General features: G+C 63.8%; 22 protein-coding genes and 1 other RNA gene. 10 read left to right on the forward strand and 13 right to left on the reverse strand.

Going from position 1 to position 25,429, the window contains the following annotated elements; translation table 11 throughout:
• Together ACFXS9_RS26605 and ACFXS9_RS26610 are read right to left on the reverse strand one after the other, a co-directional pair.
• Entirely contained in the window at window positions 1-351 is a 351-nt protein-coding gene (locus ACFXS9_RS26605; protein ID WP_334383444.1) for a YciI family protein, read from the reverse strand.
• A gap of 153 nt (window positions 352-504) precedes the next feature.
• On the reverse strand, window positions 505-936 hold the full coding sequence (locus tag ACFXS9_RS26610; protein ID WP_392693757.1) for a PAS domain S-box protein: 432 nt from the start codon (window positions 934-936) through the stop codon (window positions 505-507).
• Between the two features lie 133 nt (window positions 937-1,069).
• Here ACFXS9_RS26610 and rnpB point away from each other — a divergent pair.
• Window positions 1,070-1,492: RNase P RNA component class A (rnpB, locus tag ACFXS9_RS26615), an RNA gene on the forward strand.
• 72 nt (window positions 1,493-1,564) lie between these two features.
• Here rnpB and ACFXS9_RS26620 read toward each other — a convergent pair.
• The 3 genes from ACFXS9_RS26620 to ACFXS9_RS26630 all read right to left on the reverse strand — a co-directional run bounded on the left by ACFXS9_RS26620 (window position 1,565) and on the right by ACFXS9_RS26630 (window position 4,178).
• Window positions 1,565-2,293: an alpha/beta hydrolase gene (locus ACFXS9_RS26620; RefSeq protein ID WP_392693760.1), complete on the reverse strand. Its 729-nt coding sequence runs from the start codon at window positions 2,291-2,293 to the stop codon at window positions 1,565-1,567.
• Between the two features lie 99 nt (window positions 2,294-2,392).
• Entirely contained in the window at window positions 2,393-3,358 is a 966-nt protein-coding gene (locus tag ACFXS9_RS26625; protein ID WP_392693763.1) for an AraC family transcriptional regulator, read from the reverse strand.
• A 103-nt stretch (window positions 3,359-3,461) separates the two neighbouring features.
• Window positions 3,462-4,178 (reverse strand): alpha/beta fold hydrolase, encoded by a 717-nt coding sequence (locus ACFXS9_RS26630; protein ID WP_392693766.1) that lies wholly within the window; start codon window positions 4,176-4,178, stop codon window positions 3,462-3,464.
• A 148-nt stretch (window positions 4,179-4,326) separates the two neighbouring features.
• Here ACFXS9_RS26630 and ACFXS9_RS26635 point away from each other — a divergent pair, with 148 nt between their 5' ends.
• Window positions 4,327-5,070, forward strand: coding sequence for a sulfite exporter TauE/SafE family protein (locus ACFXS9_RS26635; RefSeq protein WP_392693769.1), 744 nt, complete (start codon window positions 4,327-4,329; stop codon window positions 5,068-5,070).
• A 72-nt stretch (window positions 5,071-5,142) separates the two neighbouring features.
• Complete coding sequence (locus tag ACFXS9_RS26640; protein WP_392693772.1) at window positions 5,143-6,075, forward strand: DMT family transporter; 933 nt, start codon at window positions 5,143-5,145, stop codon at window positions 6,073-6,075.
• On the opposite strand, the gene ACFXS9_RS26645 is transcribed toward ACFXS9_RS26640, so the two are convergent.
• The 3 genes from ACFXS9_RS26645 to ACFXS9_RS26655 all read right to left on the reverse strand — a co-directional run bounded on the left by ACFXS9_RS26645 (window position 6,028) and on the right by ACFXS9_RS26655 (window position 11,194).
• On the reverse strand, window positions 6,028-7,929 hold the full coding sequence (locus ACFXS9_RS26645) for an ABC transporter ATP-binding protein (RefSeq protein ID WP_392693775.1): 1,902 nt from the start codon (window positions 7,927-7,929) through the stop codon (window positions 6,028-6,030). The two genes, ACFXS9_RS26640 and ACFXS9_RS26645, sit on opposite strands and share 48 nt — an antisense overlap.
• Before the next feature lie 330 nt (window positions 7,930-8,259).
• Window positions 8,260-9,843 carry a DHA2 family efflux MFS transporter permease subunit gene (locus tag ACFXS9_RS26650; protein ID WP_392693778.1) on the reverse strand — a complete coding sequence of 528 codons (1,584 nt, stop codon included), beginning with the start codon at window positions 9,841-9,843 and terminating at the stop codon, window positions 8,260-8,262.
• 52 nt (window positions 9,844-9,895) lie between these two features.
• Window positions 9,896-11,194, reverse strand: coding sequence for an HlyD family secretion protein (locus ACFXS9_RS26655; protein WP_392693780.1), 1,299 nt, complete (start codon window positions 11,192-11,194; stop codon window positions 9,896-9,898).
• 191 nt (window positions 11,195-11,385) lie between these two features.
• On the opposite strand from ACFXS9_RS26655, the gene ACFXS9_RS26660 reads away from it, so the two are divergent.
• Window positions 11,386-12,027: a TetR/AcrR family transcriptional regulator gene (locus tag ACFXS9_RS26660; RefSeq protein ID WP_392693782.1), complete on the forward strand. Its 642-nt coding sequence runs from the start codon at window positions 11,386-11,388 to the stop codon at window positions 12,025-12,027.
• Window positions 12,028-12,053: 26 nt separating this feature from the next.
• Here ACFXS9_RS26660 and ACFXS9_RS26665 read toward each other — a convergent pair whose 3' ends face one another.
• Window positions 12,054-14,321, reverse strand: coding sequence for a TonB-dependent siderophore receptor (locus ACFXS9_RS26665; RefSeq protein ID WP_392693784.1), 2,268 nt, complete (start codon window positions 14,319-14,321; stop codon window positions 12,054-12,056).
• A gap of 640 nt (window positions 14,322-14,961) precedes the next feature.
• Between ACFXS9_RS26665 and ACFXS9_RS26670 the strand changes: the two genes are divergently transcribed.
• The 5 genes from ACFXS9_RS26670 (at window position 14,962) to ACFXS9_RS26690 (ending at window position 20,208) form a co-directional block, all read left to right on the forward strand.
• Complete coding sequence (locus tag ACFXS9_RS26670) at window positions 14,962-15,309, forward strand: hypothetical protein (protein WP_392700021.1); 348 nt, start codon at window positions 14,962-14,964, stop codon at window positions 15,307-15,309.
• Window positions 15,310-15,485: 176 nt separating this feature from the next.
• Window positions 15,486-15,836 carry a KTSC domain-containing protein gene (locus tag ACFXS9_RS26675; protein ID WP_392693787.1) on the forward strand — a complete coding sequence of 117 codons (351 nt, stop codon included), beginning with the start codon at window positions 15,486-15,488 and terminating at the stop codon, window positions 15,834-15,836.
• A gap of 81 nt (window positions 15,837-15,917) precedes the next feature.
• The gene (locus tag ACFXS9_RS26680; RefSeq protein ID WP_392693790.1) at window positions 15,918-16,601 is read left to right on the forward strand and encodes a TetR/AcrR family transcriptional regulator; all 684 of its coding nucleotides are present in this window, start codon (window positions 15,918-15,920) and stop codon (window positions 16,599-16,601) included.
• Window positions 16,598-19,288, forward strand: coding sequence for a molybdopterin-dependent oxidoreductase (locus ACFXS9_RS26685; RefSeq protein WP_392693792.1), 2,691 nt, complete (start codon window positions 16,598-16,600; stop codon window positions 19,286-19,288). The genes ACFXS9_RS26680 and ACFXS9_RS26685 overlap by 4 nt, the downstream gene beginning before the upstream one ends.
• On the forward strand, window positions 19,285-20,208 hold the full coding sequence (locus ACFXS9_RS26690) for an FAD binding domain-containing protein (protein ID WP_392693794.1): 924 nt from the start codon (window positions 19,285-19,287) through the stop codon (window positions 20,206-20,208). Before ACFXS9_RS26685 ends, ACFXS9_RS26690 begins: the two co-directional genes overlap by 4 nt.
• A gap of 115 nt (window positions 20,209-20,323) precedes the next feature.
• Here the strand turns inward: ACFXS9_RS26690 and ACFXS9_RS26695 are convergent, their stop codons facing one another.
• Both ACFXS9_RS26695 and ACFXS9_RS26700 read right to left on the reverse strand, forming a co-directional pair.
• A complete protein-coding gene (locus ACFXS9_RS26695) occupies window positions 20,324-21,565 on the reverse strand; it encodes an extensin family protein (RefSeq protein ID WP_392693796.1) in 1,242 nt (413 codons plus the stop codon).
• Window positions 21,566-21,919: 354 nt separating this feature from the next.
• Entirely contained in the window at window positions 21,920-22,756 is an 837-nt protein-coding gene (locus ACFXS9_RS26700; protein ID WP_392693798.1) for a DUF2147 domain-containing protein, read from the reverse strand.
• Between the two features lie 291 nt (window positions 22,757-23,047).
• Here ACFXS9_RS26700 and ACFXS9_RS26705 point away from each other — a divergent pair, with 291 nt between their 5' ends.
• Window positions 23,048-23,788 (forward strand): DUF2147 domain-containing protein, encoded by a 741-nt coding sequence (locus ACFXS9_RS26705; protein ID WP_392693800.1) that lies wholly within the window; start codon window positions 23,048-23,050, stop codon window positions 23,786-23,788.
• A gap of 172 nt (window positions 23,789-23,960) precedes the next feature.
• On the opposite strand, the gene ACFXS9_RS26710 is transcribed toward ACFXS9_RS26705, so the two are convergent.
• On the reverse strand, window positions 23,961-24,473 hold the full coding sequence (locus ACFXS9_RS26710) for an NUDIX hydrolase (protein ID WP_392693803.1): 513 nt from the start codon (window positions 24,471-24,473) through the stop codon (window positions 23,961-23,963).
• 74 nt (window positions 24,474-24,547) lie between these two features.
• Entirely contained in the window at window positions 24,548-25,417 is an 870-nt protein-coding gene (gene asd / locus ACFXS9_RS26715) for an archaetidylserine decarboxylase (RefSeq protein WP_392700023.1), read from the reverse strand.
• Window positions 25,418-25,429 lie beyond the last annotated feature (12 nt).

The following is a 25,429-nucleotide window of genomic DNA, read 5'->3' on the forward strand; positions in this document are numbered from 1 at the left end:
TCAATCATAGACCATGATCGGCCTGACCTCGATCGAACCAACCCTGGCGGTGGGAATTCTGGCGGCAATGCCCAGCGCCTCATCGAGATCCTTGGCCTCGACCAGATAATAACCGCCGAGCTGCTCGCGCGTCTCCGCAAACGGACCGTCCGTCGTCAACATCTTGCCGTCGCGAACGCGCACGGTTGTCGCGGTCGCCGTCATTTGCAGGGCGTCGCCGGCCTTGAAGTTGCCGCTCTGGATGATGGATTGGGTGAATGCGCGGTATTCCGCCGTCTGCTTCTGGAGCTCGGAAGCGTCCATCTTTGCCTGCTCGGCTTCGTTTCGATAGATCAACAACAGATACTGCATCTTTGAAACTCCTTCTGATCGGCTGGATCGCCGACACCCAGTCGAATGGGTTTCCCGCAAAACGACATCGTCACGGAAATTTATTTTTGGCGGTAGGGCGGCCCGTTCCGGGAAGCCGGGATATAGGAAACATGAACATTTGCCACCGGATATTCAGGACTTCCCGCCGGCCTCCGCAAGCTTCCGCCTCAGTTCTCTGACTTCCTCAAACCGCTTCGTCACGTCTCGCATGACCGCCACGATGCCTGCGACCTCCTGCGACTCGTCTCGCAGCAGCACAATGGTGAACTCGACCGAGATCCGCCGGCCGTCCTTGGTCAGGCCGGGCACCGACAACAAATCGCCGTGGCCGTAGCGGCTCGTTCCCGTCTCCACGGTGTGCCGAAAGCCGGCCCAGTGCCGCGCCCGCAAATTTTCGGGGATGATCAGGTCGAGCGACTGGCCGGTGGCTTCCGCAGCCGTGAAGCCGAATATCCGCTCCGCGCCGGGATTCCAGAATGTGATGCGCCCATCGCGATCGGTCGCAATGATCGCATCGGAGGCGCTGTGCAGCAGAGCTTCGCCAAGACCGGAAGGAATGTTCATCGCTCGGATCCAGAAATCGAACCGACTGGCATCAAATGCCGCGCTGTCGCGCATGTCAAAATTACGCTGACGGAACCGGATTAACCATCGCCATCCCTTGACGCCGCGCCGCCGAGCCCCCATTCGTAAGGCGTCAGTCGGCCGGACGGCCGCTCCCGCTACGGTCGAAAGGCTGCGGGGGAGGAAAGTCCGGGCTCCATCGACATGCGGTGCCGGATAACGTCCGGCGGGGGTAACCCCAGGGAAAGTGCCACAGAGAACGAACCGCCCTCCTTTGCCTTCGGGCTTCGGAGGGTAAGGGTGAAAAGGTGCGGTAAGAGCGCACCGCGTCTCCGGCAACGGAAGCGGCATGGCAAACCCCACCGGGAGCAAAACCGAATAGGGACGGCAACGCGGGCTGTTCGCGAAAGCGATAACGCTGCAGGGCTATGTCAGGCTCGCCGTCCGGGTAGGTTGCTCGAGGCCATGTGCGAGCATGGTCCCAGAGGAATGGCCGTCACGTACCACTCGAAAGAATGGTGCCCTACAGAACCCGGCTTACAGGCTGGCTGATATCTTATGAATGAGGGGCTCGGCGCGAACACGCCGGGCCCCTCGCCCATTTTGTTTGACGTCGCGCGTACCACTCTCAGTCGCGCCCCGCCTCCCCGATCGCCTGCGCCAGCCGCGCGGGGTTGCTGAAGAACATCTCATGGCTGCCGTTGCATTCGACCAGTCGGAACAGCCCCAGCCGCTCCGACAAGCGCGGGTGCCATGGCAGGCCGTGCGGCAGGGCAATGTCCTGCCGGCAATTGACATAGGATTTGCCGATCGGCAGCTCTGCCAGTGGACGCTTCAGCGCGATCTTGTCGGTGAACGTCTTGTACGGATGCAGGTTGAGCCTGCCATAGGCCGACTTTGCCAGTTCGAGATCGGCATCGTTGATGAAGGCATCGCGCCAGATTTCGAACGGCAGCATCACGGCGTTGTTGTTGGCAGCGGCCACAGCATCGAACAGGCCGATATAGTGCGGCGGCACCATGTCGTTGAGGCACTGCCCATCCAAGGGCACGAAGGCATTGACGTAGACGAGGCGCTTGATCCTGTCCGTCAAACGGTCGGCGACGCCCGAGATCACCATCCCTCCATAGGAGTGGCCGACCAGCCTGACGTCGCGCAGATTGTTCGCTTCGATGTAAGTGACGACGGACGAGATCGCCTGTTCGAGGCCTGTTTTCTCGCGATCGTCATCCTTGTTGTTGCCGGCGACCGTCGGGCAATGCACGACATGGCCGCTTTTGCGAAGATGTTCGGCCACCGCTTCCATCTCGGCACCAGTGTGCCACGCGCCGTGAACAAGAACGTAAATGTCTGACATTCCGTCTCCCCCTGATTTTTTGGAGATCAGACATTGATGGGGACGGCTATTCCCGGATGGCCGGATTCGGCCACCATCATCGCCTAATTGCGCCAACCTCTAGCGCTGCTGCCGGAAGGCGCCCGGCGTCATGCTGAGATATCTGCGGCATTGGCGGATGAAGTGGGACGGATCAGAAAAGCCGACCCGCAGCCCGATCCCGCCGACGCTGATGCGATCGAACCGCGGCTCGCTCAGCATCCTACGCGCCGCCGCCATGCGGCAATCGTTGAGCAACCCGCTGAACGTCAGGCCCGCTTTGTTGAGACAGCGATGTAGGGTTCGTTCCGAGACACGCAGATGTGCGGCGACGGTCGCAGCCGTCATCCCGGGTTCGGCATAGCGCAGCCGGATGACGCGGCCGATCTGGTCCAACAGCTTCGCGGCATCGCGTTGCTCGGAGGGCGCGGTCGGAATCTCGCTTCCGGATGCGAGCGCCAGCAGCGCTCCGAGTTGGTCGGTCAGAACCTGGGCAGGCAAGGGTCGCTCGATCGCCAGTTGCGGCGTCAACTGGCAAGCAAACGCGCTGAGCGCCGCGCCCCAGCCGGCGCGTCCGTCGATGCGCCGCCCGATGCGTCGCTCCGGATCGGTGATCCAGGATTCGACCCACGCGATCGGCAGCTCCAGTGATAGCGTGTTCGAGGTCAGCGGGAAGTTGAACTCGTAGCAGCGCCGCGAATCCAGCAGCACGAGATCACCGGGCTGCAGGCGCGACGCGTGGCCGTTCTGCATGGCGGTCCAGTCATTGTCGGTCTTGCACAGCAGGTAATAGTAGTTCGACGCGCTGCGCGCGAGGCTGGCTTTCCTGCGGTAGACGTGCTGCGCCGAGCCCTCGACGCGGTTGATACCGATCGTGTCGAGTTGCCCGCGCTGAACGGAGCAATCAAATCCCGACCGCACCGGCGTCGTAATGTCCATTTCAAGAAAGCATTCGCAGACGGCGCCGATCCAATAGTCGAGGCGCCGTTCCGGTTCGACCAGGCCGGTCGACCATGTCTCGATGACTGAAGTCGTTCTGGCCGCCATGGCCCTGCCCTCTGCGATCGATGTCGACCCCCGTTGGCTAGCTTGTTGGGCGGATGGTGGAGAGTCAATCCGCCGGCAACATCCCGTGGATGGGGTAACGGGACTACGCCACGATCTTCTGCAACAGCGCCATCAGCGCCTCCGGCGCGGTGACGTTCGGCGAATGGCTGGCGTCGATCTCGTAGTAGCTCCAGGCTGGATCGCCTTTTGTCATCCTGGCGAACGGTCCGAACGTATCGGCGGGCGTGATCCGCGTGGCGTAGATGTAGCTGCGTGGCAGGGTCAGCGCGCCGCCCTGCAGCTTGAGCCTGGTCTCAAAACACTTGATCGGCATGTCGACACGGCGCGCGCTGAGCCATTCGACGTCGGCAGGCGAGGTATCCGGCGGCGTCGGGTTCGGCGGCACGCGCCAGCCGTCACCGCTCTTCGAAAGCTCCAGCATCCGCGCCCGCCCCGTCTCGTTCAAATCGAGCAGCGACTGACCGTCCTGCGGCACGAAAGCGTCGATATAGATGAGCTGCTTGACCTTATCATGGGCGCGGTCGGCGACGCCGGTCGCGACCATGCCGCCGTAGCTGTGGCCGATCAGCACGAAGTCGCGCAGGTCTTCATATCTGATGACGGCAAGTACGTCTTCGATATGCGAATTGAGATCGATCCCCGGATGCGCCAGATGCGCGCGCTCGCCGAGACCGCTATAGGTCGGCGTGACCAGGCGATGCCCGGCGGCCTGCATCAGCGGATGCATCTTCTTCCAGGCCCAGCCCGCGGACCACGCGCCGTGACAGACGAGGAAGGTTTTTGGAGAGGTCGAGCTCATTGGGAGGTTTCCACCAGGTTATTGTTGAAGGCGTGGATTGCGATAGTACCTGCTCGTCGCCTCGTGTAAACGTCGGCGCAAATTCAACGTGGTCATTCCGGGGCGATGCAAAGCATCGAACCCGGAATGACGGGAGGGAATATTAAGAGTGGAATTAGCCACCTACGTCATCCTGCTTGTCGGCGCGCTCGCTGGCGGTTTTGTCTCCGGACTTTCCGGTTTCGGCACGGCGCTGATGGCGCTGGGGATCTGGCTTTATATCTTGCCGCCGGCCATTGCCGTGCCGCTGGTCCTGATCTGCTCGGTGAGCTCGCAGATCTCGACGCTGCCGTCGATGTGGAAAGTTCTCGACTTCAAGCTGGCGTGGCCGTTCGTCGCCGGCGGTCTTGTCGGCATGCCGATCGGGGCGCTGCTGGTCGCGCGCGCCGACCCGCAGAACTTCAAGCTCAGCGTCGGCGTGATGCTGCTGGTATTTCCCACTGCACTCTATTTCATCCGCAAGCCGATGGCCTTCCGCTTCGGCGGCCGGCCGGCAGACGCAGCCGTCGGATTTGCCGGCGGCATCCTCGGCGGCCTCGCCGGCCTGTCGGGCCCGCTGCCGACCCTGTGGGCCAGCATCCGCGGCTGGACCAAGAACCAGCGCCGCGGCGTCTTCCAGATCTTCAATGGCAGCGTGCTCGGCGCCGCGCTCATCCTGCAGATCGCCAGCGGCTTCGTTAAACTGGACGTGTTCTGGCTGGCGATACTGGCGCTGCCCGGCACGCTGATCGGCGCACGTCTTGGCATGCGCACCTATCACGCCCTGAATGACCGAAACTTCTACGACGTCGTGCTGGCTCTGCTGTTTCTTTCCGGGGTCGGATTGGTGTGGAGCAGCATTGCTCCGAGATAGGCGCGCATAGCCGCCATGTGCTCCGAGTAGATTGCTGTACGCTGACCTGCAAAGCGGCTAACCAATCGCGTCATGAGCTCCCCTGCTTCGCGCGAGCGCCTCGGCCTGTTGCTGGGCTTCATCGGCATGGCGATCTTCGGCGGTACGCTGCCGGCGACGCGGATCGCGGTTGCGGAAATTGATCCGATTGCACTGACCGCGCTGCGCACTGCGATCGCCGGGCTGTGCTCGCTGGCGCTCCTTCTCGTGTTACGCCGACCGCTGCCGCCCCGCGCGCTGTGGCTGCAACTGATCATTGCGATGCTTTGCGTCGCGATCCTGTTTCCGCTGTTGATGTCGATGGGCATGCAGAGGGTCGACGCCTCGCATGGCGGCGTGGTGCTGGGCGTACTGCCGATCGCCACCGCGCTGGTCGCCGTCGCCATCACCCATGAGCGGCCGCGGCCGCTGTTCTGGATCGCTTCCGTGGCCGGCGCCGCGCTGGTGATCGCATTCGCATTGCGGCAAGGCGGCGGCGCGCTCGTCGGCGGAGACTTATTCCTGTTCGCATCGGTCGCCGTCGCCGCGATCGGCTACGCATTCTCCGGCCGGCTCACCTCACAAATGCCGGGCTGGGAGGTCATAAGCTGGATTCTGGTGATGGCGCTGCCGCTCTCGATTCCGGCAGCCGTGCTGACCATGCCCGCCGATATCACCCACATCGCGCTGAAACCCTGGCTCGGGCTGCTCTATGTCGCATTGTTCTCGCAATGGATCGGGTTCTTCGCGTGGAACGCAGGGCTCGCGATGGGCGGCATCGCGCGGGTTTCGCAGATCCAGTTGCTGCAACCCTTCGTCACCTTTGCGCTCGCGGCGTTCTTCAACGGCGAGACCATCACGCTGCAGATCCTGCTGTTCGCTGCCGCCGTCGTGGTGACGGTCGCCATTTCGACACGCACGCGGGCCAAGCCGGCGCCCTCACCGACGCAGCGAAATCGCGAGCCGCCTCAGCTCGCGGCGTCCTGATCGAAACCAGCGCGTCGCGCGAGCGTCGATAGGGTTCGCAACAATGTGGCTCTCCTCCGCCGCCGAAATGCGGCTGAACTCGGTGGCCTGCAGCTCGAACAGCCCGCGATAGATGCCGCCGGGGCGCGCCGTCAGCGCCGCATGCGTGCCCTGCTCGACGATCTCGCCGCGGTCGAACACCAGGATGCGGTCGAGGCTGCGCACCGTCGACAACCGGTGCGCGATCACGATCGAGGTGCGCCCCTTCATCAGCCGCTCCATCGCCTGCTGGATCAGGCCCTCTGACTCTGAATCGAGGCTGGAGGTTGCCTCGTCCAGGATCAGCACCGGCGCGTCCGCCAGGAACGCGCGTGCCAGCGCGACGCGCTGCCGTTCGCCGCCCGACAGCTTGACGCCGCGCTCGCCGACCAGCGTGCCGTAGCCCTTCGGCAGCCGCAGGATGAAGTCATGCGCGTTGGCGAGCCGCGCCGCCTGCTCGATCGCAGCCATGCTGGCGCCCGGCCGGCCATAGGCGATGTTCTCGGCCAGCGTGCGGTGAAACAGGATAGGCTCCTGCTGCACGATCGCGATCTGGCTGCGCAGCGATTGCTGCGTGGCTTTCGCGACATCCTGACCGTCAATCAGGATTTTTCCGCCGCCGATATCGTAGAGCCGTTGTACCAGCTTGACGAAGGTGGTCTTGCCGGAGCCGGAGCGGCCGACCAGGCCGACCCGTTCGCCGGCGCGGATCTCCACCGACAGTCCGTCATACAGCGGCGCGCGGTGGCCGCCGTAATGGAACGTCACGTCGTCGAACACGATGCGGCCGCCCTGGATGTCGATCGGCTTTGCATCCGGCGCATCGGCGATGCCGATCGGCTCGTCGTGAATCGCGACCAGCTCCTCCATGTCGTTGACCGAACGCTGCAGGTTGTTGATGTGCATGCCGACGTCACGCAGATAAGCATGAATGATGTAGTAGCTGGTCAGCACATAGGTGACGTCGCCCGGCGTGGCGCGGCCGGCGATCCACAGCAGGATCGCCCCGCCGATCACCGAGCCGCGAAAGCACAACAGCACCGCAAGTTGCGCCGTCGAGGTGTAGTTATAGCGGTACCACGTCCGGCGCACGCGCGTGCGCCAGCGTCCGACGACGCCGGCCAGCCGCGCATCCTCGCGCGCTTCCGCGCCGAAGGACTTTACTACCGCGTTGCAGGTCAAGGCATCTGCCAGCGTGCCGCCGACCTTGGTGTCCCAGGCGTTGGAGACCCGCGCGGCCGGTGCGATGTAGTTCACCGAGAACGCCATCGTCATCGAGACATAGATCACGGTTCCGACCGCAATGACCGCACCTAACACCGGCCAGTGCAGCCCGAGCAGGATCATCGAGCCGACCAGCACCAATAGCGACGGCAGCAGCGCCATCAAGATGGTGTCGTTGAGCAGGTCGAGCGCCCACATGCCGCGCGTGATCTTGCGCACGGTCGAGCCGGCAAACGAGTTGGCGTGCCAGTCGGTCGAGAAGCGCTGCACGCGCGCGAAAGCGTCGCGCGACACGTCTGACATGGTCGTGAGCGTGAACGGCACGATCGCCTGGAGGCCGGTCAGGCGCAGGATCATCGATATGAGGCCGAGCGCGACGATCGCGCCGAAGGCTGCGAACGCAGCCTGGCGCGCGCCCGGGTCGGAGGCGCCCAGCGTCAGCGCATCGACCAGCCGGCCCGAGAAGATCGGCATGAACAGGTCGGCCGCGGTTGCTCCCAGCAGGCCGCCGGTTACGACGGCGGCACGGCCGGGCTGCTGCAGCCAGTGGCGGAACACGAACGGGATCACCACGCGTATCGCCGCGGGACGTTTGTCTGTTTGAACGGTCATGGCATCATCCGGCTGCGCGAAAGGCGCATGCCGGCTCCATCTGGGTTTGACGCGCGGGCAGCCTCGGGCCGAACGCATGCGTCGTTGAAAACTGTCGTTAAGTCGTTGGGAAGTTTGGAAAGATCGGGCGTTAGGCCCGATCAGGGCCGGCGAAGATCGCGCTCAGCGACGCGACCGAAAAACCAGCACGAGCACCGGACGCGAGGGCGCGATCTGCGAATACATCGAAATCATGCAAATCTCCCCGGCTCGAGCGACAATGCGCAGCTTATAAATGCATCGCGGGTGATTTGCAACATGACAAGGGCGTGATCAGCGTTGTCTCGCCGCTTAATGCGCGTCGCCGCCGAGCGCCGCTGCTGAAGGCTTTTCCAGAACCATCACCAGCAGGCTCAGGGCGAAATAGAACACCGCCAGCATGAAGAAGGCGTCGCCATAACCCATCACGACCGCCTGACGGTGCACGATCTGCGACAATTGCTTCAGCGCCATCAGCGCGGAATCGCCCATGCCCTGCAGGCGCTGGGTGAACATGTTGAGGGTATCGACCGCGGCGGCGTTGCCCCAGGTGACGCGGTCGTGCAGGCGCGAGATGTGGAGGTCGGTGCGCTGGTTCAGCACCTGGTTGATGACGGCAAGGCCCACCGCACCGCCGAGATTGCGCGTCAGGTTGAACAGGCCCGAGGCGTTCTTCACCCGCTCCGGCGCCAGCGTCCCGAGCGCGATCGTGTTGGTCGGCACTATCACCAGCATCAAGCCGGCTCCGCGCAAAATCTGCGGCAGCAGCAATTCGTAAAAATCATACTCTTTCGTCATCCAGGTCATCTGGTACGAGCCGAGCGCGAACAGCACCAGACCGATCGCGATCAAATAGCGCACGTCGTATTTCGCCATCAGCCGCCCCACGATCGGGGCGGTGAGGAACATGGCGATACCAGAGACGAACATGGTCTCACCGATCATCATCGGGCTGTAGCCGCGCACTTCGGCGAGGTAACGCGGATACATGTAGGTGAGCCCGTAAAGGCCGATGCCGACGCAGAACGAGATCAGGCAGCAGAGGCTGAAATTGCGGTCGGCGAAGGTCCTGAGGTCGACGATCGGCTCTCGCACGCTGAGCACGCGCCAGAAGAAGGCGATCGCCGAGATCGCACAGATCGCCGCGCACACCGCAACCGAGGTGTCTTCCAGCCATTGCGACTGCGGCCCCTCTTCCAGCACATATTCGAGCGTGCCGAGGAAGCCGGCCATGAACAGCAGGCCCCACCAGTCGAAATGCTCGAGCAGCGCGAAATTCGGCTTGTCAAAATCGCACAGCGCCCACACGCCGATGGTGATGCCGATGCCGGGAACGATGTTGATGAAGAACAGCCAGTGCCATGACATCGTGTCTGTAATGAAACCACCGACTGTCGGCCCGATCGTCGGCGCCAGTGTCGCGACCAGGCCGATGATCGGAGCGACGATATGGATTTTCGAACGCGGGAACACCGTATAGGCGGATGCGAACACGGTCGGGATCATGCCCGCGCCCAAAAAACCCTGGATCGCGCGCCACACGATCATCTGCTCGATTGTCGAGGCAAAACCGCAGAACAAGCTTGCGACGGTGAAGCCGGAAGCGGAAATCGCAAACAGCAAACGTGTGCCGAACGCGCGCGACAGGAAGCCGGATAGTGGGATCGCGATCACCTCGGCGATCAGGTACGAGGTCTGTACCCACGATACTTCGCTGGAGCTGGCCGAAAGGCCGGCTTGTATCTGCTGCAGCGACGCCGAGACGACCTGGATGTCCAGGATCGACATGAACATCCCGAACACCATGAAGAGAAACGCAAACAGCCGTCGCGGCGGGATGCGCTCGTCGACTGCTGTGTTCATCAGCGAGGGCGATGCGGTGGTGGCGTCGGCCATGATCAGCTCGGCACAGGCGCCGGGCGTTTCGCCCGGAGCTCGAGGAAATAAATTATTGCGGTTGAACCGTCGCGGGCGCGTCGAGATCGGCTTCGCTGTCCGCGTCGGCCGCGCCCTCGCGGGTGTCGACGGTGGTGTAGACCGACATGCCGGCGCGCAGCAGGTTCTGCTTCGCGACTTCCTTCGGCACGCGAATACGAACCGGCAGCCGCTGCACGATCTTGGTGAAATTGCCGGTGGCGTTGTCCGGCGGCAGCAACGTGAACACCGATCCCGCCGCCGGTGAAATGCTGTCGACCACGCCGGCGAACTTGCGGTGACCGTAGGCGTCGACCGAGATCTTCACCGGCTGGCCGGGACGGATGCGCTTGAGCTGGGTTTCCTTGTAATTGGCGTCGATGAAGACGTCGTTGAGCGGCACCACATTGGCGAGCCGCTGCCCGGCCTGGATGAAATCGCCGGCATTGACGAGCCGATTCGAGAAGGTGCCGTCGACGGGCGCGCGCACCGAGGTGAAGGCAAGGTCGCGCTCCGCCTTGGCAAGCTGGCTCTGCAATTCCACGAGCTGCGCGCGCGCCTCGGCCTGCTGCGCCTTCGTCACCTCGACATTGTCGCGCGCGGCGTCATGGGCTGCCTGCGCCGATTTCACCGCGGCGAGGCTCTGGTCGCGGCCGGCCTCGGAGACCTCGAAGGCGGCGCGTGAGGCAAAGCCCTTGGTGCTCAGCGCCTGCTGGCGATCGAAGTCGAGGCCGGCGCGCTTCATCGCCGCTTCCGCGGAAGCGAGCTGCGCCCTTGTCTGCTCGACGGCGCTTTCGAGCGCCGTGACCTGACGGCCGATGCGGTCGATGGTGGCCTGCTGGGTCGCGATCTTGCTGCGCGCGGCTTCCACCGCGATGCGATAGTCGCCGTCGTCGATCCTGAAGATCACGTCGCCGGCGCGAACGAGCGAATTGTCGCGAGGCAGGATAGCCGCGACATGGCCCGATACCCGGGCGCCCAGCGTGGTGTTATTGGCGCGAACGTAAGCGTCGTCCGTCGAGACATAGAAGCGTCCGACGAGAACGAAGTAGACTCCATAAGCGGCGGCCGCGAGCGCGAGCAAGCCGAGCACGCCGATCATGACGAACTTGCGCTTGCCCGGTTTCGCCGCCGATGCATCGACGGACGCCACGGCCGGCTTTTCGGTTGCGGGAGCGCCGGGCGGCTCCGCGGGATGACGCCTGGTTTCTTCCGCGACGTAAGTCCGCAACTGATCGGCGAGCTGAGAACTGGCCTCAGGCGCGGCTTCGTCCTCAGCCCCGTCCGGTTCGGCGCGAACGACGCGTGCGGCCTGGTCTCTCGCTGCGGCCATTAACGGGGCCTCCCCATTTCAAAATGTCGCGATGCATGAAGCCACGAAACCGGCCGCATTGGCGCCTTTAGTTCCAAAATACCATTGACCGAACGGTTCGGTCAAGCTAGATTGCTACCATACTGACCATAAAGCGAGAAGCGACCTCCCGCTATATCCCGGGTTGAATTCCTTCGCGAGAGGATAAACCAATGGTTGCATCCACAGCAAACACGCTTCATCCGTTAGGCGAGGAGGAGAGTTCGAAGCGCCGCCAGATTTTGGACGGCGCGCGACAGGTGTTCATGGATCTGGGCTTTGATGGGGCCAGCATGAACGAGATCGCGCGGTCGGCCGGCGTCTCCAAAGGCACGCTTTATGTTTACTTCGCCGACAAGAGCCGGCTGTTCGAGGCCATCGTCGAGGACGAAGCGCTCGAAAAAAGCAAGATTGAATACAATCTCGATCCCAAACGCGATGTCGAAACCACGCTGCGCGAATTCGGCCGAACCTATATCGGTTCGATCTGCCGGCCGGGCGGCGGTTCGTCGATCCGCACGGTCATGGCAATCGCCGAACGGATGCCGGAGGTCGGGCGCCAGTTCTACGAGAACGTACTGGCAAAGACGATCAGGCGCCTCGCCGAGTACCTACAGTCGCATGTCCGGTCGAACGATCTTGCGATCGACGATTGCGGCCTCGCCGCCGCGCAATTCCTGCAGATGTGCCAGGCGACGCTGTTTCTGCCGTTCGTGTTTCAGGCCGAGCCGGCGCCGTCGGCGGAGCGCATCGCGCAGGTGGTGGACAGCGCGACGCGGATGTTTCTGACAATGTATCGGGCGAAGCCGGCGTAGAGCGGCCTCCCCTTTCCCATCACGTCCTAAAACCTGTACGTCGCGCTTCCCAGCACGGTGCGGCCGATGCCGAAGAAGCAGTCGCCGCGGGCGAGGCAGGTGGTGACATGGCGCTTGTCGGCAAGGTTGCTGGCGTTGACCTGAAAACGCCACGGGCCGGTCTCGTAGCGGATCATCGCGTCGAACAGTGTGTAATCAGGCGTCTGGAGTTTGTCGGCGCCGTCCCAGGATTCGCCGATGTAGCGCACGCCGCCGCCGATCGTGACGCCCTGCAGACCGAGCGCGGTGAGACGGTACTTCGCCCATAGCGAGGCCTGGTGTTCGGGAACGGTTTCGACACGCTTGCCGGCATTGTCGCCGCTTTCAATCACCGCGTTGAGATAGGAATAGGCGCCGATCAGATCGAGGTCCGGCGTCACACGGCTGATCACCTCGAGCTCGGCGCCGCGAATGCGTACCTGCCCGGTTTGGACCGAGAGCAGAGCGCCGTCGGGACTGCTTGCCAGCCGGTTCTTCTCGGTGGTGTCGAAGATCGCACCGTTGATCGCCGTGCCGGGCATTGGATTGTACTTGAAGCCCAGCTCCACCATTTCGCCCTGCTGCGCCTTGCAGGTGCCGCCGACGCAGATGCCGGAGCCGAAGATCGGAGTGAAGGATTGCGCATAGGTGACATAGGGCGTCAGGCCGAACGGCAATTCGTACATCAGTCCCGCGCGGCCGGTGGTCGCCCTGGTGTCCTCACTCGGCGATCCCTGCACATTATTGCCGACGAAATCCTGACGAACGCCGAGAACGGCCAGCCACGGTCCGAGTCGCATCTGGTCCTGCGCATAAAGCCCAAGCTGGCTTTGCCGCAGGTCAGGCTCGGGCGAAAGCACTGGTGGGGTCACAGCCGTATAAACCGGGGCGTAGAGATCGAACGGTGTGGTGTCGTAGCCTGAGCCGGATCGCGCGCGCTCCTTGAGAATGCGGTAGTCGAGGCCGACCAGCGCCTTATGGAGCACCGGGCCGGTGCCGAATTTCAGCTCGACATTGCTGTCCGAGGTCAAACTATCCTTGCTGGTTTCGCGGCTGGAGATAAACCGCTCCACGGTGCGCCGCGTTGGATCGAGAAACGGAAAATTCGGATTTGGCGGATCGTACGGATCGCCATAGACGTTCGGATAGGCCAACCTGTAAATGCCTTCGACATGCGCGAAGCGAACGTTCTGCCGGATCTTCACGGCGTTGTTGACGCTATGCTCGAACAGGCTGGAGACCGCGCCGGTCTCGGTCTGGTACTTCTCGAAGTTCGGATCGCTGGCAAAGCGCCGCACCGGGATCAGGCCGTTCGGCCCGGGATACAGCGTGCCCTCATGCGGCAGGAATGCCGTGGAAACGCCGCTGCTGTCCTTCTGATAGGTGCCGAGCACCGTCCAGCTGGTGTTGTTGGTCGGCCGCCAGGTGAGCGACGGCGCCAGTACGATGCGGTCGTCCGGCACGTAATCGGTTTGCGTGCCGCTGTCGCGGAATACGCCGATGAACCGATACAGCCACTCGCCGTCCTTGGTCAGCTTGCCGGTCGAATCGAGCTGCACCTGCTTGCGGTTGAAACTCCCGAACTGCACGCCGATTTCGTTGAAGCTTTCCGCCTGCGGACGCTTCGAGATCAGGTTCAACAGGCCGGCCGTCGAGGTGTCGCCATAGAGCACCGATGCCGGGCCGCGCAGCACCTCGATGCGCGAGAGCGTGTAGGGCTCGGGCCGCCATTCGTTGAACTGCCACGTGTTCACCATGCGGGTGCCGTCGAGATAGATGTTTGGATCCTGGCCGCGAATGCGCGGATAGTCGCCGCGCGAATCCGGGCCATAGGCGTCGGCAAACACGCCGGGCACGTAGCGCAGCGATTCCTGCACGGTGACCGCGCCCTGGTCGGTGACGCGGTCGGCGGTAACCACCGTGATCGATTGCGGCGTTTCACGCAGCGGCGTGTCGGTCTTGGTGCCGGTGCCGCTCTGGTTGGCGAGATAGCCGCGCACCGGGCCGGTCCCCGTTTCCGCGCGCGCTCCTGCTGCAGCCGCGGCATCTGAAGTCACCGCCCCGCGCTGGGCCGTGCGACGGCTCGCTGCCGATGCGGCTTGCCGTCTGGATGCGGGACGCGACCGCGCGGCCTGCGGACGTGAGGGCTGGTCGACGACGACAGCCGGCAATTCGCGCGTGGACGATTGAGCTTCCGCCGGCGTTACGTCAATCATCGCGGCGAGCATCGGCAGCGCGGCGCCGAGCCATCCCGCGGTCTTCAAACTTGCAGTCATTTCCAGTCCTCATCGCTTCGCGCGGGACCAGTAACAAGCGTGACCACTGCGATGAAGTGCGAGAAAGATACAACGGCGGGTCAATCACGCGTTTAGAATTAGTATTGCTCCAGTCTGCTCGAATAACGGTCATCAAAGAGGATTTAGAATTAGTCTTGATCTAAGCAAACAATGTAGCAGTTGTGGAGGAATTGGCGATATGTGGCTTTCGCGCGAGTACGCTGGATGCATCGTTGTTGTCGCCATCAACCGATGAAACAACGAGCGAGCGAATCGCCCATCATGCTGTGGCGCGCGCAGGAACCGGCCAAGGGGACAAATGATGTGGTCGCGCGTCACGATCGCGCCAACAAGAAGGCGGTGGCCTGGGAACCAAAGTCCGCTGGATAGTTTATCCCCGCTTTCCCGCTCGGAGGGTAGGGATGATGTCCGTAAAGAGCGCACTTCTTTGGACGACCGGCGTTCCGCTATCGATCATTCTGCTGCTCGCACTCTTCTTGCATCCCGGCTGACGCGTCGTTAGCGACGCCAGATGCGGGGCTCTTTGGCATGAGCGCCGCCCGCCGCCACGTCAACCGGCGCGGGACTTCGGTGCAGCCCGCCAGAACGGCGGGAGCACCATCACACGCTGGGGGTATTGATGACGACGGGTTGCCCATCCCTGACTGGTCTCTATCACAAACTGCGCGACGCCTGGTCGGCGGAGACGAGCAGCCAGTGGCGTCCCGACAATCCCGCTGCGGGACAATGCTCGGTGACAGCGCTGGTGGTGCAAGCCCAACTGGGCGGCGAAATTCTGAAAACCGACGTCAACGGCGCCTGGCACTTCTACAATGAGATCGACGGGCGGCGCGTCGATTTCACGATGAGCCAGTTCGACAGCCCAATCGGGTATGATGACCTGCCAAGCAACCGGCGGGAGGCGCTCGATGATACCTCCATGAAGCAATATGAATTGCTTTTAGGGCGGATTCGATCAGTTGACTGACCTTGCGGAACCGGTCACGCGTGTCCCGGGCGCGGTGCAGCGCGCAGCGCTGCGTCGCAGAACCGGGACCCATTATCGCGCGGCAGGGTAGTAGGCCCCGGCTCTGCGGCGCACCACTTCGTGGCGCACCGCGTCCCGGGGCATGAAGCCATCGCGGTGAAGAATGTTGACGCCAGATGACCCGCATCGCCTTCATTCTCGTCTTGCTCTTCACCGCGCCATGGGAGGAAGCCGAGATCGTTGAGGTGAAGGATCGCGGCCCGGTCGATTTGGCGCCGTTTAATTGTCAGGGCGTCACCCGCAGCAGCGTCATCAGCCGGGTCTGCTACGACCGCGAGAGCCGGCACTTGCTGGTCGAGCGCCGCGCGGCCTATCATCAATATTGCAACGTGCCGCAGGACGTGCGCGATGCGCTCCTGAACGCGCCATCGATGGGCCGGTACTTCCACGCAACCGTTGAGACGGCCGCGCGCGAAGGCAACCGGCCTTACGACTGCCGGCCCGGCAAAGCGCCGTCATATCAGTGACGTCCCGCCTGCCCATTGTGGGCCGCGTGTCCTCGCGCCTCCGTGATTTGACAATTCATCTACTTTTGTCAAATTCGTCAAATGGCCCCGCGCACCCGCATTCTCGATGCCGCGATGCTGGTGTTTCGCCGGCACGGTTTTCGGCGCTCGTCGATCGAACAGGCGGCGGAAGCCGCCGGGCTGACGCGGCAGGCGCTCTACCATCATTTCAAATCCAAGGAAGCGCTGTTTCGCGCCGTCATCGAACGGCTGCATGAGGAAGCGCTCGCCGCCGAAATCGCCGCGGCAGGCGCCGCCGAGAAGCAAGGCGGCAGCCTCGCCGATATTCTCGTCGCATCGGTCTCCGCCAAGCTCGGGCAATTGGCCGCTTCGCTCGACGGCTCGCCGCATGTCGAGGAGCTATTCTCCGAGCATCTCCTGCAGGCGCGCGACCTCTATCAGAAATATGCCGCCGCCTATGCGGATCAGCTCGACACGACGATCACACGCGTTTGCCGCAAGCAGGGCCTCGCTCTCAACGCCGGCATGACGCCACGCGATCTTGCGCGATGCGTCGAGATGGCGGTCAACGGCGCCAAATCCGCCTACCCCGCGATGCAGCCGGCCGGCCCCTTCCTGAAGGATCTGGAAATCATGTTGCGCACGCTGATCGCCGGGGCCGTCGGCCCGGCGAAGCCGCCGCGCGGGGCCAAACCGAAGCCAGCCAAGAAAACCGACCAGAAAGCCGACAAGAAATCCACCCGCAAACCTGGAGATCGCAGATGAGCACCATGACGATCAACGGCAAGCTCGCTTCCCTCCCCGACGATCCCGATGCGCTGCTGGTCGACGTCGTGCGCGATGCGCTCGACCTCACCGGCACCAAGCTTGTGTGCGGGGCCGGCGTCTGCGGCGCCTGTACGGTGCTGGTCGACGGCGAGCCTGCCGTGAGTTGCCTGATGCCGGCTCGATCAGCCGCGGATCGAAACGTGACCACGGTCGAAGGCATCGGCGCGGAAAAACTTCACCCGGTGCAGAAGGCCTTCATGGCGCACGACGCCCTGCAATGCGGTTTCTGCACGCCGGGCTTCATCGTCGAGGCCGCGGCGTTTCACGATTCCTGGCGCGCGGCGAAGGGAACGGCGGTACCGTCGCGCGAGGAAATCGGCGCGGCGCTGTCGGGACATCTCTGCCGCTGCGGCGCCTATGACGGCATCTTCCGCGCCGTGGCCGACGCCTGCGCCGGCCGCTTCGACGGCGAGGAGTTCGTTCCGCCGCGCATGGAAGCCCGTGACAAGGTGACGGGATCGGCGAAGTATACCGTCGACATCCATCATGACGGCCAGCTCGAAGGCTTGATCCTGCGCTCGCCGTTCGCGCATGCGCGCATCGGTGAGCTCGATCTCACCGCCGCCCGCGCCATGCTGGGTGTGAGCGCGGCGATCTCGCTGCTCGGCGACGACCGGATCGTTCGCTTCGTCGGCGAACCGATCGCGGCGGTCGCGGCCAGAGATCGCAAGACGGCGCTCGCCGCCATCGCTGCCATCAACCTCGTAAGCGAACGCCTGCCGTCGGTGATCGGGCTCGATGAAGCGCGCAGGCCCGATGCGCCCGTCGTGTTCGAAAAATCCACGCGCAAGAAGGCCGGCAACGTCTCCGAAGGCGCCGGTGCGCCGGCTACCTGGAAAGGCAACATCCGCGGTCCCTCGGCAGCGTTCTCCAAGAAGCCGAAGAAGGTGCGAAGCTGGATCGACAGCGCGCGCTCGGCGAACAGCCCGCTGCTGGTGGAGGGCACCTTCCGCACCGGCACGCAACAGCATGCCTGCCTCGAGCCGCATGCGGCGGTCGCGCGTTTCGAAGACGACCGGCTCACCGTGCATGTCTCGACGCAAGCCGTGTTTCACCTGATGGAGCTGATCGCCAAGCGCTACAAGCTCGACCACGACAAGGTGCGCGTGATTGCCGATCATGTCGGCGGCGGCTTTGGTTCGAAGGCTGCGCTTGGCGTGGAAACTACCACCGCGATCGAACTGGCACGCGAGGCCAAGGCGCCGGTGCGCGTTGCCTACGATCGGCACGAGGAGCTTTCGGTCACCGGTTATCGACCGGCGGCGGAGATGAAGGTTGCACTGCTGCCGTCCGACCAGGGTGAATTGAAGGCGCTCTCGTTCATCGCTTATGCCGATACAGGAGCTGCGACCAATTCAACCATCGCGGCACTGGCGCGCCTGATTTATCCGGCGGAAGGAAAGGAGCTCGCCGATTTCGACGTCATCAGCAATTTGCCGGCTGGTGCGCCCTTCCGCGGTCCCGGCGGGCCGCCGATGGCGTTTGCGTTGGAGCAGGCGATCGATGAAGCGGCGGTGCGCATGAATATCGATCCGATTGCGCTGCGCAAGCGCTGGGATCCCGATCCCAACCGCCAGCGGCTCTACGATTGGGCTTCGAGCCTCGAGGTCTGGCGCAACCGCAAGCCGGTCGTCGCGCAAAGCGGACGTTATCGCCGCGGCGTCGGCGTCGCCACCGGCTACTGGCTCTATCTGTGGCAGCCCGGCTCCAAGGTCGAAGTAGCTGTGAAGGGCGGACGCCTGATCGCGAGTACCGCGACGCAGGATATCGGCACCGGCACCCGCACCGTGATCGCCAGTACACTCGCACGCGAGTTCGGGCTGGAGCCGCATGAGGTCGAGGTCCGGATCGGCGATTCAAAGCTGCCGGAAGGGCCGGGCTCGGGCGGCAGCCGTGTCACGGCTTCCGTGATCCCGCCGATGCTGCTGGCGATCGAGCAGTTGAAAGCCGCGATCCAGCAGAACGCAAAACGGCAGCCGGTCCCCGGCTCCAACGCGCCGTGGCGCGAAATGCTCGCAGCGTCACCCGACCTCGCCGTATCAGGCGTGCGGCCGGAAGATTCCAGGCAGATGGCGCCGGGCATCCAGTCGCCGCTCAAGCAGGCCGGCTTCATGGGTTGGATCTTCGGCTGGATGATGCGGCGCTTCTCCAATCTTGCGATCGGTGCCGGCGTGCCGAGTTCGGTGCAAGTTGTCGAAGTCGAAATCGATACCTGGCTCGGCCATGTCAGCGTCGTCAACGTCCACACCGGCATCGCGGTCGGCAAGATCGCAGCGCCGGCCCTGGCGCGAAGCCAGGCCACCGGCGCAGTCATTCAAGGCATCGGCTACGCGCTCTATGAAGCACGCGAGGTCGATTCCCGCACCGGCGACGTGCTCAGCGGCGGCATGGAGGACTATCGCATTCCCGGCATTGCGGACACGCCCATGATCGACGTGCATTTCGACCAGCGCGGATTCGATCACGTGCTCGGCGGCAGTGTCGGCATCGGCGAGGTCGCAACCGTGCCGACTTCGCCCGCGGTCGCCAATGCCATTCACCACGCGACAGGCGTTCGGCTGACCGAGTTGCCGATCCGCCCCGACCGTCTCGTCGCTGCGCTCAAAAGGAGGGCCGCCGCATGACAGCATCAGCCATGACTTCGACGCAAGCCGGCGAATTCCGCGCCGCCGGCACCGACCTCTCCGAGCGGCGCCGCAGCGGCGTCTCGACGAGGCCGTTGATCGATATTGCCGCCGCACCAGACATGATCGGGATGCATTGGGGCGCCGATGGCAGTTTGCGCCTCGGCGCCTTGACCACCATTGCCGCCATCGCCGCCGATGCACGCGTCTCTGCGGCGTATCCGGGCATCGCCGCATCCGCGCAAGGGTTGGCAACGCCGCAGGTCCGTCACTTCGCCACCCTCGGCGGCAATCTCGCGCAACGTTCGCGCTGCTGGTATTATCGAAATCCGCACATCGCCTGTCTCAGGAAGGGCGGACCGGATTGTCCCGCGCGGTCCGGCAATCATCTCTACCACGTCGCGTTCGACCTCGGCCCCTGCGTGGCGCCGCACCCCTCGACGATGGCCGCGGCACTGCTTGCCTATGATGCGAAAGTGATGACCGATCAACGGAGCGCCCTGACGATCGGCGAGCTCCTCGGCGACGGCCGCAACGGCGGCTCCGACAACGCGCTGCAGCCGGGCGAGATGATCAGGAGCATCGAGCTTTCTTCACCGCTGCAAGGCGAGCGCGCGCTCTACAAGCGCGCGATCAGCCGCACCCATGCCGAATGGCCGCTGGTCGAAGTCTGCGCCCGCGCCGTGGTAAAGGACGGCGCATTCCAGTTCGTCCGCCTGGCCGCCGGCGGCATCGCCCCGGTGCCGCTACGGCTCGCGGCTGCGGAAGCGGCGGTGCAGGGCAACGCGGCCAGCGCAGCGAATATCGCTAGCGCCGCCGAGCAGGCGACGGCAGGCGCCAAGCCGCTGCCGATGACGGGCTACAAGCTCGATCTGCTGAAGGGCGTAGTGCGGGATTTGCTGGAGAAGATTGCAGAGTGAGCGTGAAGACCTCGTAGGATAGGTAGAGCGAAGCGAAACCCATCGTTGCGCACGCCGGCATTGATGGGTATCGCTTCGCTCCACCCATCCAACGCGTTGGGCAGTTCGCTCAACGCTAATGATGATCCTCGTGCTCGTCTTCCTCGTTGACCTTGCTGCGGCCCCCGAACCAGCGCGACCAGGGTTTTTTGCTGCTGAGCGAGCCCGTCGAATACGGATCGCGCGACGCGTAAGGGTTACGCTGGGCGCGCGCGGCGACCTGTTCGCCTGATACCGCGGCGGGCTGACAGATGGTGCGGCGGGAAGGACGGCGCATCAGGTCGACGTGAATGTGATCCTCGTGGTGGGAGTTGGAGCCCGGCGCCAGCACGGTGTTGAACTGCTGACAGGCGGCCGCCTGCACGTCGCGCAGAAAACCCTGCTCTTCCGGCACGCCGCGCCAGCCGCCCTTGACCGTGATGCGCCTGCCGTCGGCAAGCGTGAAGGCTGCGATGTCGAGCGCATTGCCGAACGCGTGCTCGGAAATATGCGCATGCGGATTGCCGTTCATGCCGCGGCAGGAATAAGCGGAGATCTGCTTGATCTCGACGACGCGCACGCCGAACCAGCGCATCGCCGCCGGCTGCACGGAATCGGTGAGCCAGCGGTCGAGCGCGGAGACGATCGGACACGCCAGCGTCGCCGCCGGCTTCATCGAGACCTGACCGAAGGCACTGACGGAATTGCCTTGCGCAGGACCGAGCCGCGGCGCAGCCGGCGATGGCGAATGGGATGGCGGATACGGCGCAGAAGACGGCGCGGTGTAACGGTCGCGCGGTGGATAGGATGGTGGCGCCGCATAACCGCCGCCGTGCGGCGTCGGCACGCCTTCGGGCGGCAGATCGATATCATCCTGCTGCGAGGCGACACCCGGCGCGGAGAGCGAGATCGGACCGTTCGACGGCGCGGCGTAGTTCGGCTGGCGCGGCGCCGGATCCGGATAGTTTCCTGAATGGCTCCCAGAATAGTTCCCTTGGGGCGGAGTCGCCGCCGGGGCGCGCGCGATCGGCCAGCGCGGCTGATTGCCGATATTGGCGGGCGGCCGCAGGCTTTGGTCGGCAAAGCCGAAAGAGGTGATGTTTTCGCCGAGCGCCGCCACTTTCAGCGGATATTCCGCGCCGCACACGCCGGGACCGGAGATCGGATCGATCCGGACCAGCTCGGGGCTCTCCTTGACCGCGCCGGACTTCAGGCATGCGACCTCGGCCTCGGTACGCCACGGTTCGCGCTCGGCGGACTGAAAAAATCCGCGGCCACAACCCGCTAGCGAGACGAGGACGAAGGAGCCGACGAGATACAAACGAACTCCGCGCGTCATCCCGCGCACGTTCAACCAATTTATTTAAAGACTCTTCAACATGTTGATTTAACGATTTTTTTACCACGTTCGCGGGGCCGCCGGCGGTGGAGAGTCCGTGGATGGACAGCGGCGCTGACTTTTGGGTTGGGAACGCTTTGCTAACCTTAAGTGTTAGGTGCGGGCAGACGTGAACCCAGGGAGCCTTCCCAATGGATTTCGTAAGTCCTCTCGTCAGCAGACTTGGCGTTGTAACCGCGTATGTTGCAATCGCCTTCGTCGGCGCGATTGTGCTTGGCTTGTTCTAGACTTCCGCGTCCAGACAATGGATCCGAACGCCCGGTGACCAAGTCACCGGGCGTTTTCGCGAGCCATTCACGAGCGCGGGTCGGCAGACACCATCACCAGGCCGTCGGCGCGGCGCATGATGCGGCTCCAATTGTTACCGGAGCAGTAGAAGCGGAGAAGCGCACAGGCCTCGACGCGAAGCGTATTGCCCCCCGTCATCGACATCGTGCCGTAATACGTCTCGCCGCTGTCCTGGCTGTAGACGCGGCCGGTCCATTGCCTTTCCGCCTTCGGCTTCATGTTGATCAGGATAGCCTCACCCTTCTCGTTCGACGATGAATTGAGCACATAGCCGCATAGCGCACCGCCGCATTCTCCGATCCGCACCCTTCCCTTGCCTTCGGTCTGCCAGTCGCCGATCGGCGAATCCGATGGTTCATCCTCGGCCTGACGCGAGACGCGTTCAGCCTGTAGCGCAGGCCGCACAGTTACGACCGGTTTCGCAGGCGGTGGCGGCGGCGGCAACGCAATCGAAGCCTGCTGAGCCGGCGGGGGCGCAGGCGGCGGAGTTGGCGGAGGCGGCGGCGCCGCGACGATTTGCGTCATCGATGCGGCCGGGGTGTAGACGGCCGGCGGTGGTGCGGTGACGATGGTCTTGGGGGCCGCCGCTGGCGCCGCAGGCGGCGAAACCGTCTGTGGTGCAGGCTTCGCCGGCACGGCCCCATCGCGATCATCGTCATGGCGGTCGCGTTTGTGGCGCCAGTTGAGGCTTCTGGAAACCGACGTCGAGGCACAGGACGTCGAACGGCAGTGCCTGGAGGATTCGACGTGCACCCGATGGCCGCCGATCTTGAATGAAATCGCGCCGGCATGGGCTGAAGAACCAAGCAGCATCAGCAAGGCGAGAAAACAAAGCTGTTTCATCGAAGCCTCCCGCGGGTGATCGCGGAAAAACTAGTCGCGGGGAACTTCGGCTGGATGTGATTTGAATCACCGAGCCACTTCGGCGCTGCCCAGCGCGTTTTCAAGCGAAGTGGACGCCGGTTCGCGTCAAGAAAGCGCATCAAAACAAGAATCTAGAGCCCGGTTCTGATTCAATCAGAACCGAAAAGGCTCTAGCGCTTCGTGATCTGCATCACAGAACGCGTCCCCGCGCCCGCGTAGGGTCTGCCCACATTCACCGCCACCCGCTCACAGGCCGCTCAGGAGGCTCTCATGAAGAAGCTGTACATCCTCGCCGCATTGTTGATGGCCACCACCTCGGCGCATGCGGGCGGCATTACCCTCCAGATCAACGGCGAGCGCATTCGTGTCGAATCGCCGCGCAACTGCAACGCCATTTCCTGCATCAAGATTACCGCGCCCGGCTATAACGGCACGCTCGGCAATATCGACCTCAAAGGGCTGGGCTCGAAGAGCAAGGACGACGATGAGGTCGTCGCGACCGCGCCGGCCAAACCCGCGACACCCGCTCCTGCACCCGCCCAGGCGGCCGCGCCGCAGCCTGCGGCTCCCGCGGCACCACCTGCAACGCCTGCGCCCGCTCAAACCACCGTCGCGGCCGCAACACCGGCGCAAACCGAAGTCGCACCGCCCGCTCCGCCTCCGCCCGCCCCGGTCGCCGCCGCGCCCGCGCCTGCATCGCAGCCGGCCGCGGCCGCAGCGCCCGCTACCGACTCGCCGATCGGCGTCTGGGCGACGGAAGAGAACAAGGGCAACGTGCGCATCGAGCAATGCGGCGGCAATCTGTGCGGCTATTCCGTCAACACCGGCGAAAGGATCCTGATCAACATGAAGCCGCAGGGCAGCAAGTGGACCGGCCGGATTCACGATCCCGACAGCGGCCGCAACTACGACTCGACGATCGCGCTGAAGGGTACCAGCTCACTGCGCGTCCAGGGCTGCGCCTTCGGCGGCATGTTCTGCGGCGGCCAGACCTGGAAACGCGTGAGCTGATACCAATCGTTAACCACGCTCGTCATTCCCGGACGTGGTGCGACACGAAGTGGTGCACCGCAGAGCCGGGGTCCACTATCTGCCGAGGCTTGGGTTCCGGTTCGGCGACGCAGCGCTGCCGGACGATGCTTCGCATCGCCGGGAGCGCGCTGCATCGCGCCCGCGACAAGAGTTAGCGGAACAACCGAAGCAGATTCTGAAGAAAGCCTACGCGCCCAGCCTTGGGCACCTCGACAGGCTGCGCGGCTATCGGCAACGCCACGCCGTCCGCACCATTTGCCGCCGCCATTGCGATCGGCCCGACATTTTCCAGAAACGCGCGCTCATAGCCGCGCGACAGCCGTTCGACGGCCTCAGTGAGCGGCAGCCAGTCCACCGCCTTCACGTCGCGCATCGGTACGCGCGTGGGCAGATCACCCGCCTCCATGCGCCAGTAATGCACCACCTTGGCGCCGCCGCGCGATTCATAGGCCAGCGTGCCCAGAAATTCATGCACGGCAACGTCGTGCCCGGTTTCTTCCATCACCTCGCGTTCGGCAGCGGCGCGCGGCGTCTCGCCGTCGTCGAGCTTGCCCTTTGGCAAGACCCATTCATTGCGCTTGCGCAGGCGCACCACGGCGATCAGCGGCGGCTCCGCCTGCCGCAACACGATTCCTCCCGCCGCCATGACAGGCGCTCTCGCCATCTATCTCTTCCCGCGTTTTCGCAACTGCGACTGCGACCGCGAGGATATAGAGGCAATAGCCCGGAGAATCGAGATTAAACCTGCGGCTTTCGCAACAGTCGTTCACCGGCGCGGATGCGCCCACCCTCCGCGACGTTGTCGCAAAATTCGAAGTTCTCCGGCGCCAGCACGATAATGGTCGAGCCGTGCTCGAACCAGCCGAGCTCGTCGCCCTTGCGCACGGCCGCATCGCAGGGAAACACCATCGGTCCCCTGCTCTGTGCATTGAGCGTGCGATCCAGGAAATGCAACCGGATGCTGGCGACCAGAATCGCCGCGACCGGCACCAGCGTCAGTGCCTCGCCGGACGGCAGCCGTGCCTGCAGTAGCGCCCGCTCGTTCTTGCAGAACAGACGCTCGACCCGCTTCAACGCAATCGGATTGACGTTCCAGACGTCGCCATGGATGAACGTCACCTTCTCGATCCGGCAATCATACGGCGCATGAAAACGGTGATACATGCTGGACGTCAGCCTGAGCGTCAGGAAGCGGCCGTTGCGATGACTTTCCACCAGCGCGGGATCGCCGAGCAAATCCAGCAGCGAATAAGGCGCACCCTTGATCTGGAACAGCTCGGTATCGGCGATCTTGCCGAACGCGCCGATGATGCCGTCGGAAGGACTGGCCACAACCGATGGATCGGGATCTGCCGGCCGCAGCCCCGGGCGCAGCTCGCGCGTAAAACAATCGTGCAGGCTCTTGAATTCGGTCTTCCTCGCTTCCGACAAATCGAGATCGGAAAACAGCCGCCAGCAGCCAATCGAGGCATCGCGCACGAGCGGATTTTCGATCTTGCTGAACCAGCCCATGAAGCGGGTCAGCGCCGCCCGCGGGATGCGGTTGGTCAAAAGGAAGTTGAGGTCTTCCTGCTGGGTGAAGCGGGCGATCAGGCGCCGGATTGTCATCAATCTGTCAGC

Source organism: Bradyrhizobium sp. RDI18 (assembly GCF_043203335.1).
Classification (GTDB): domain Bacteria; phylum Pseudomonadota; class Alphaproteobacteria; order Rhizobiales; family Xanthobacteraceae; genus Bradyrhizobium; species Bradyrhizobium retamae.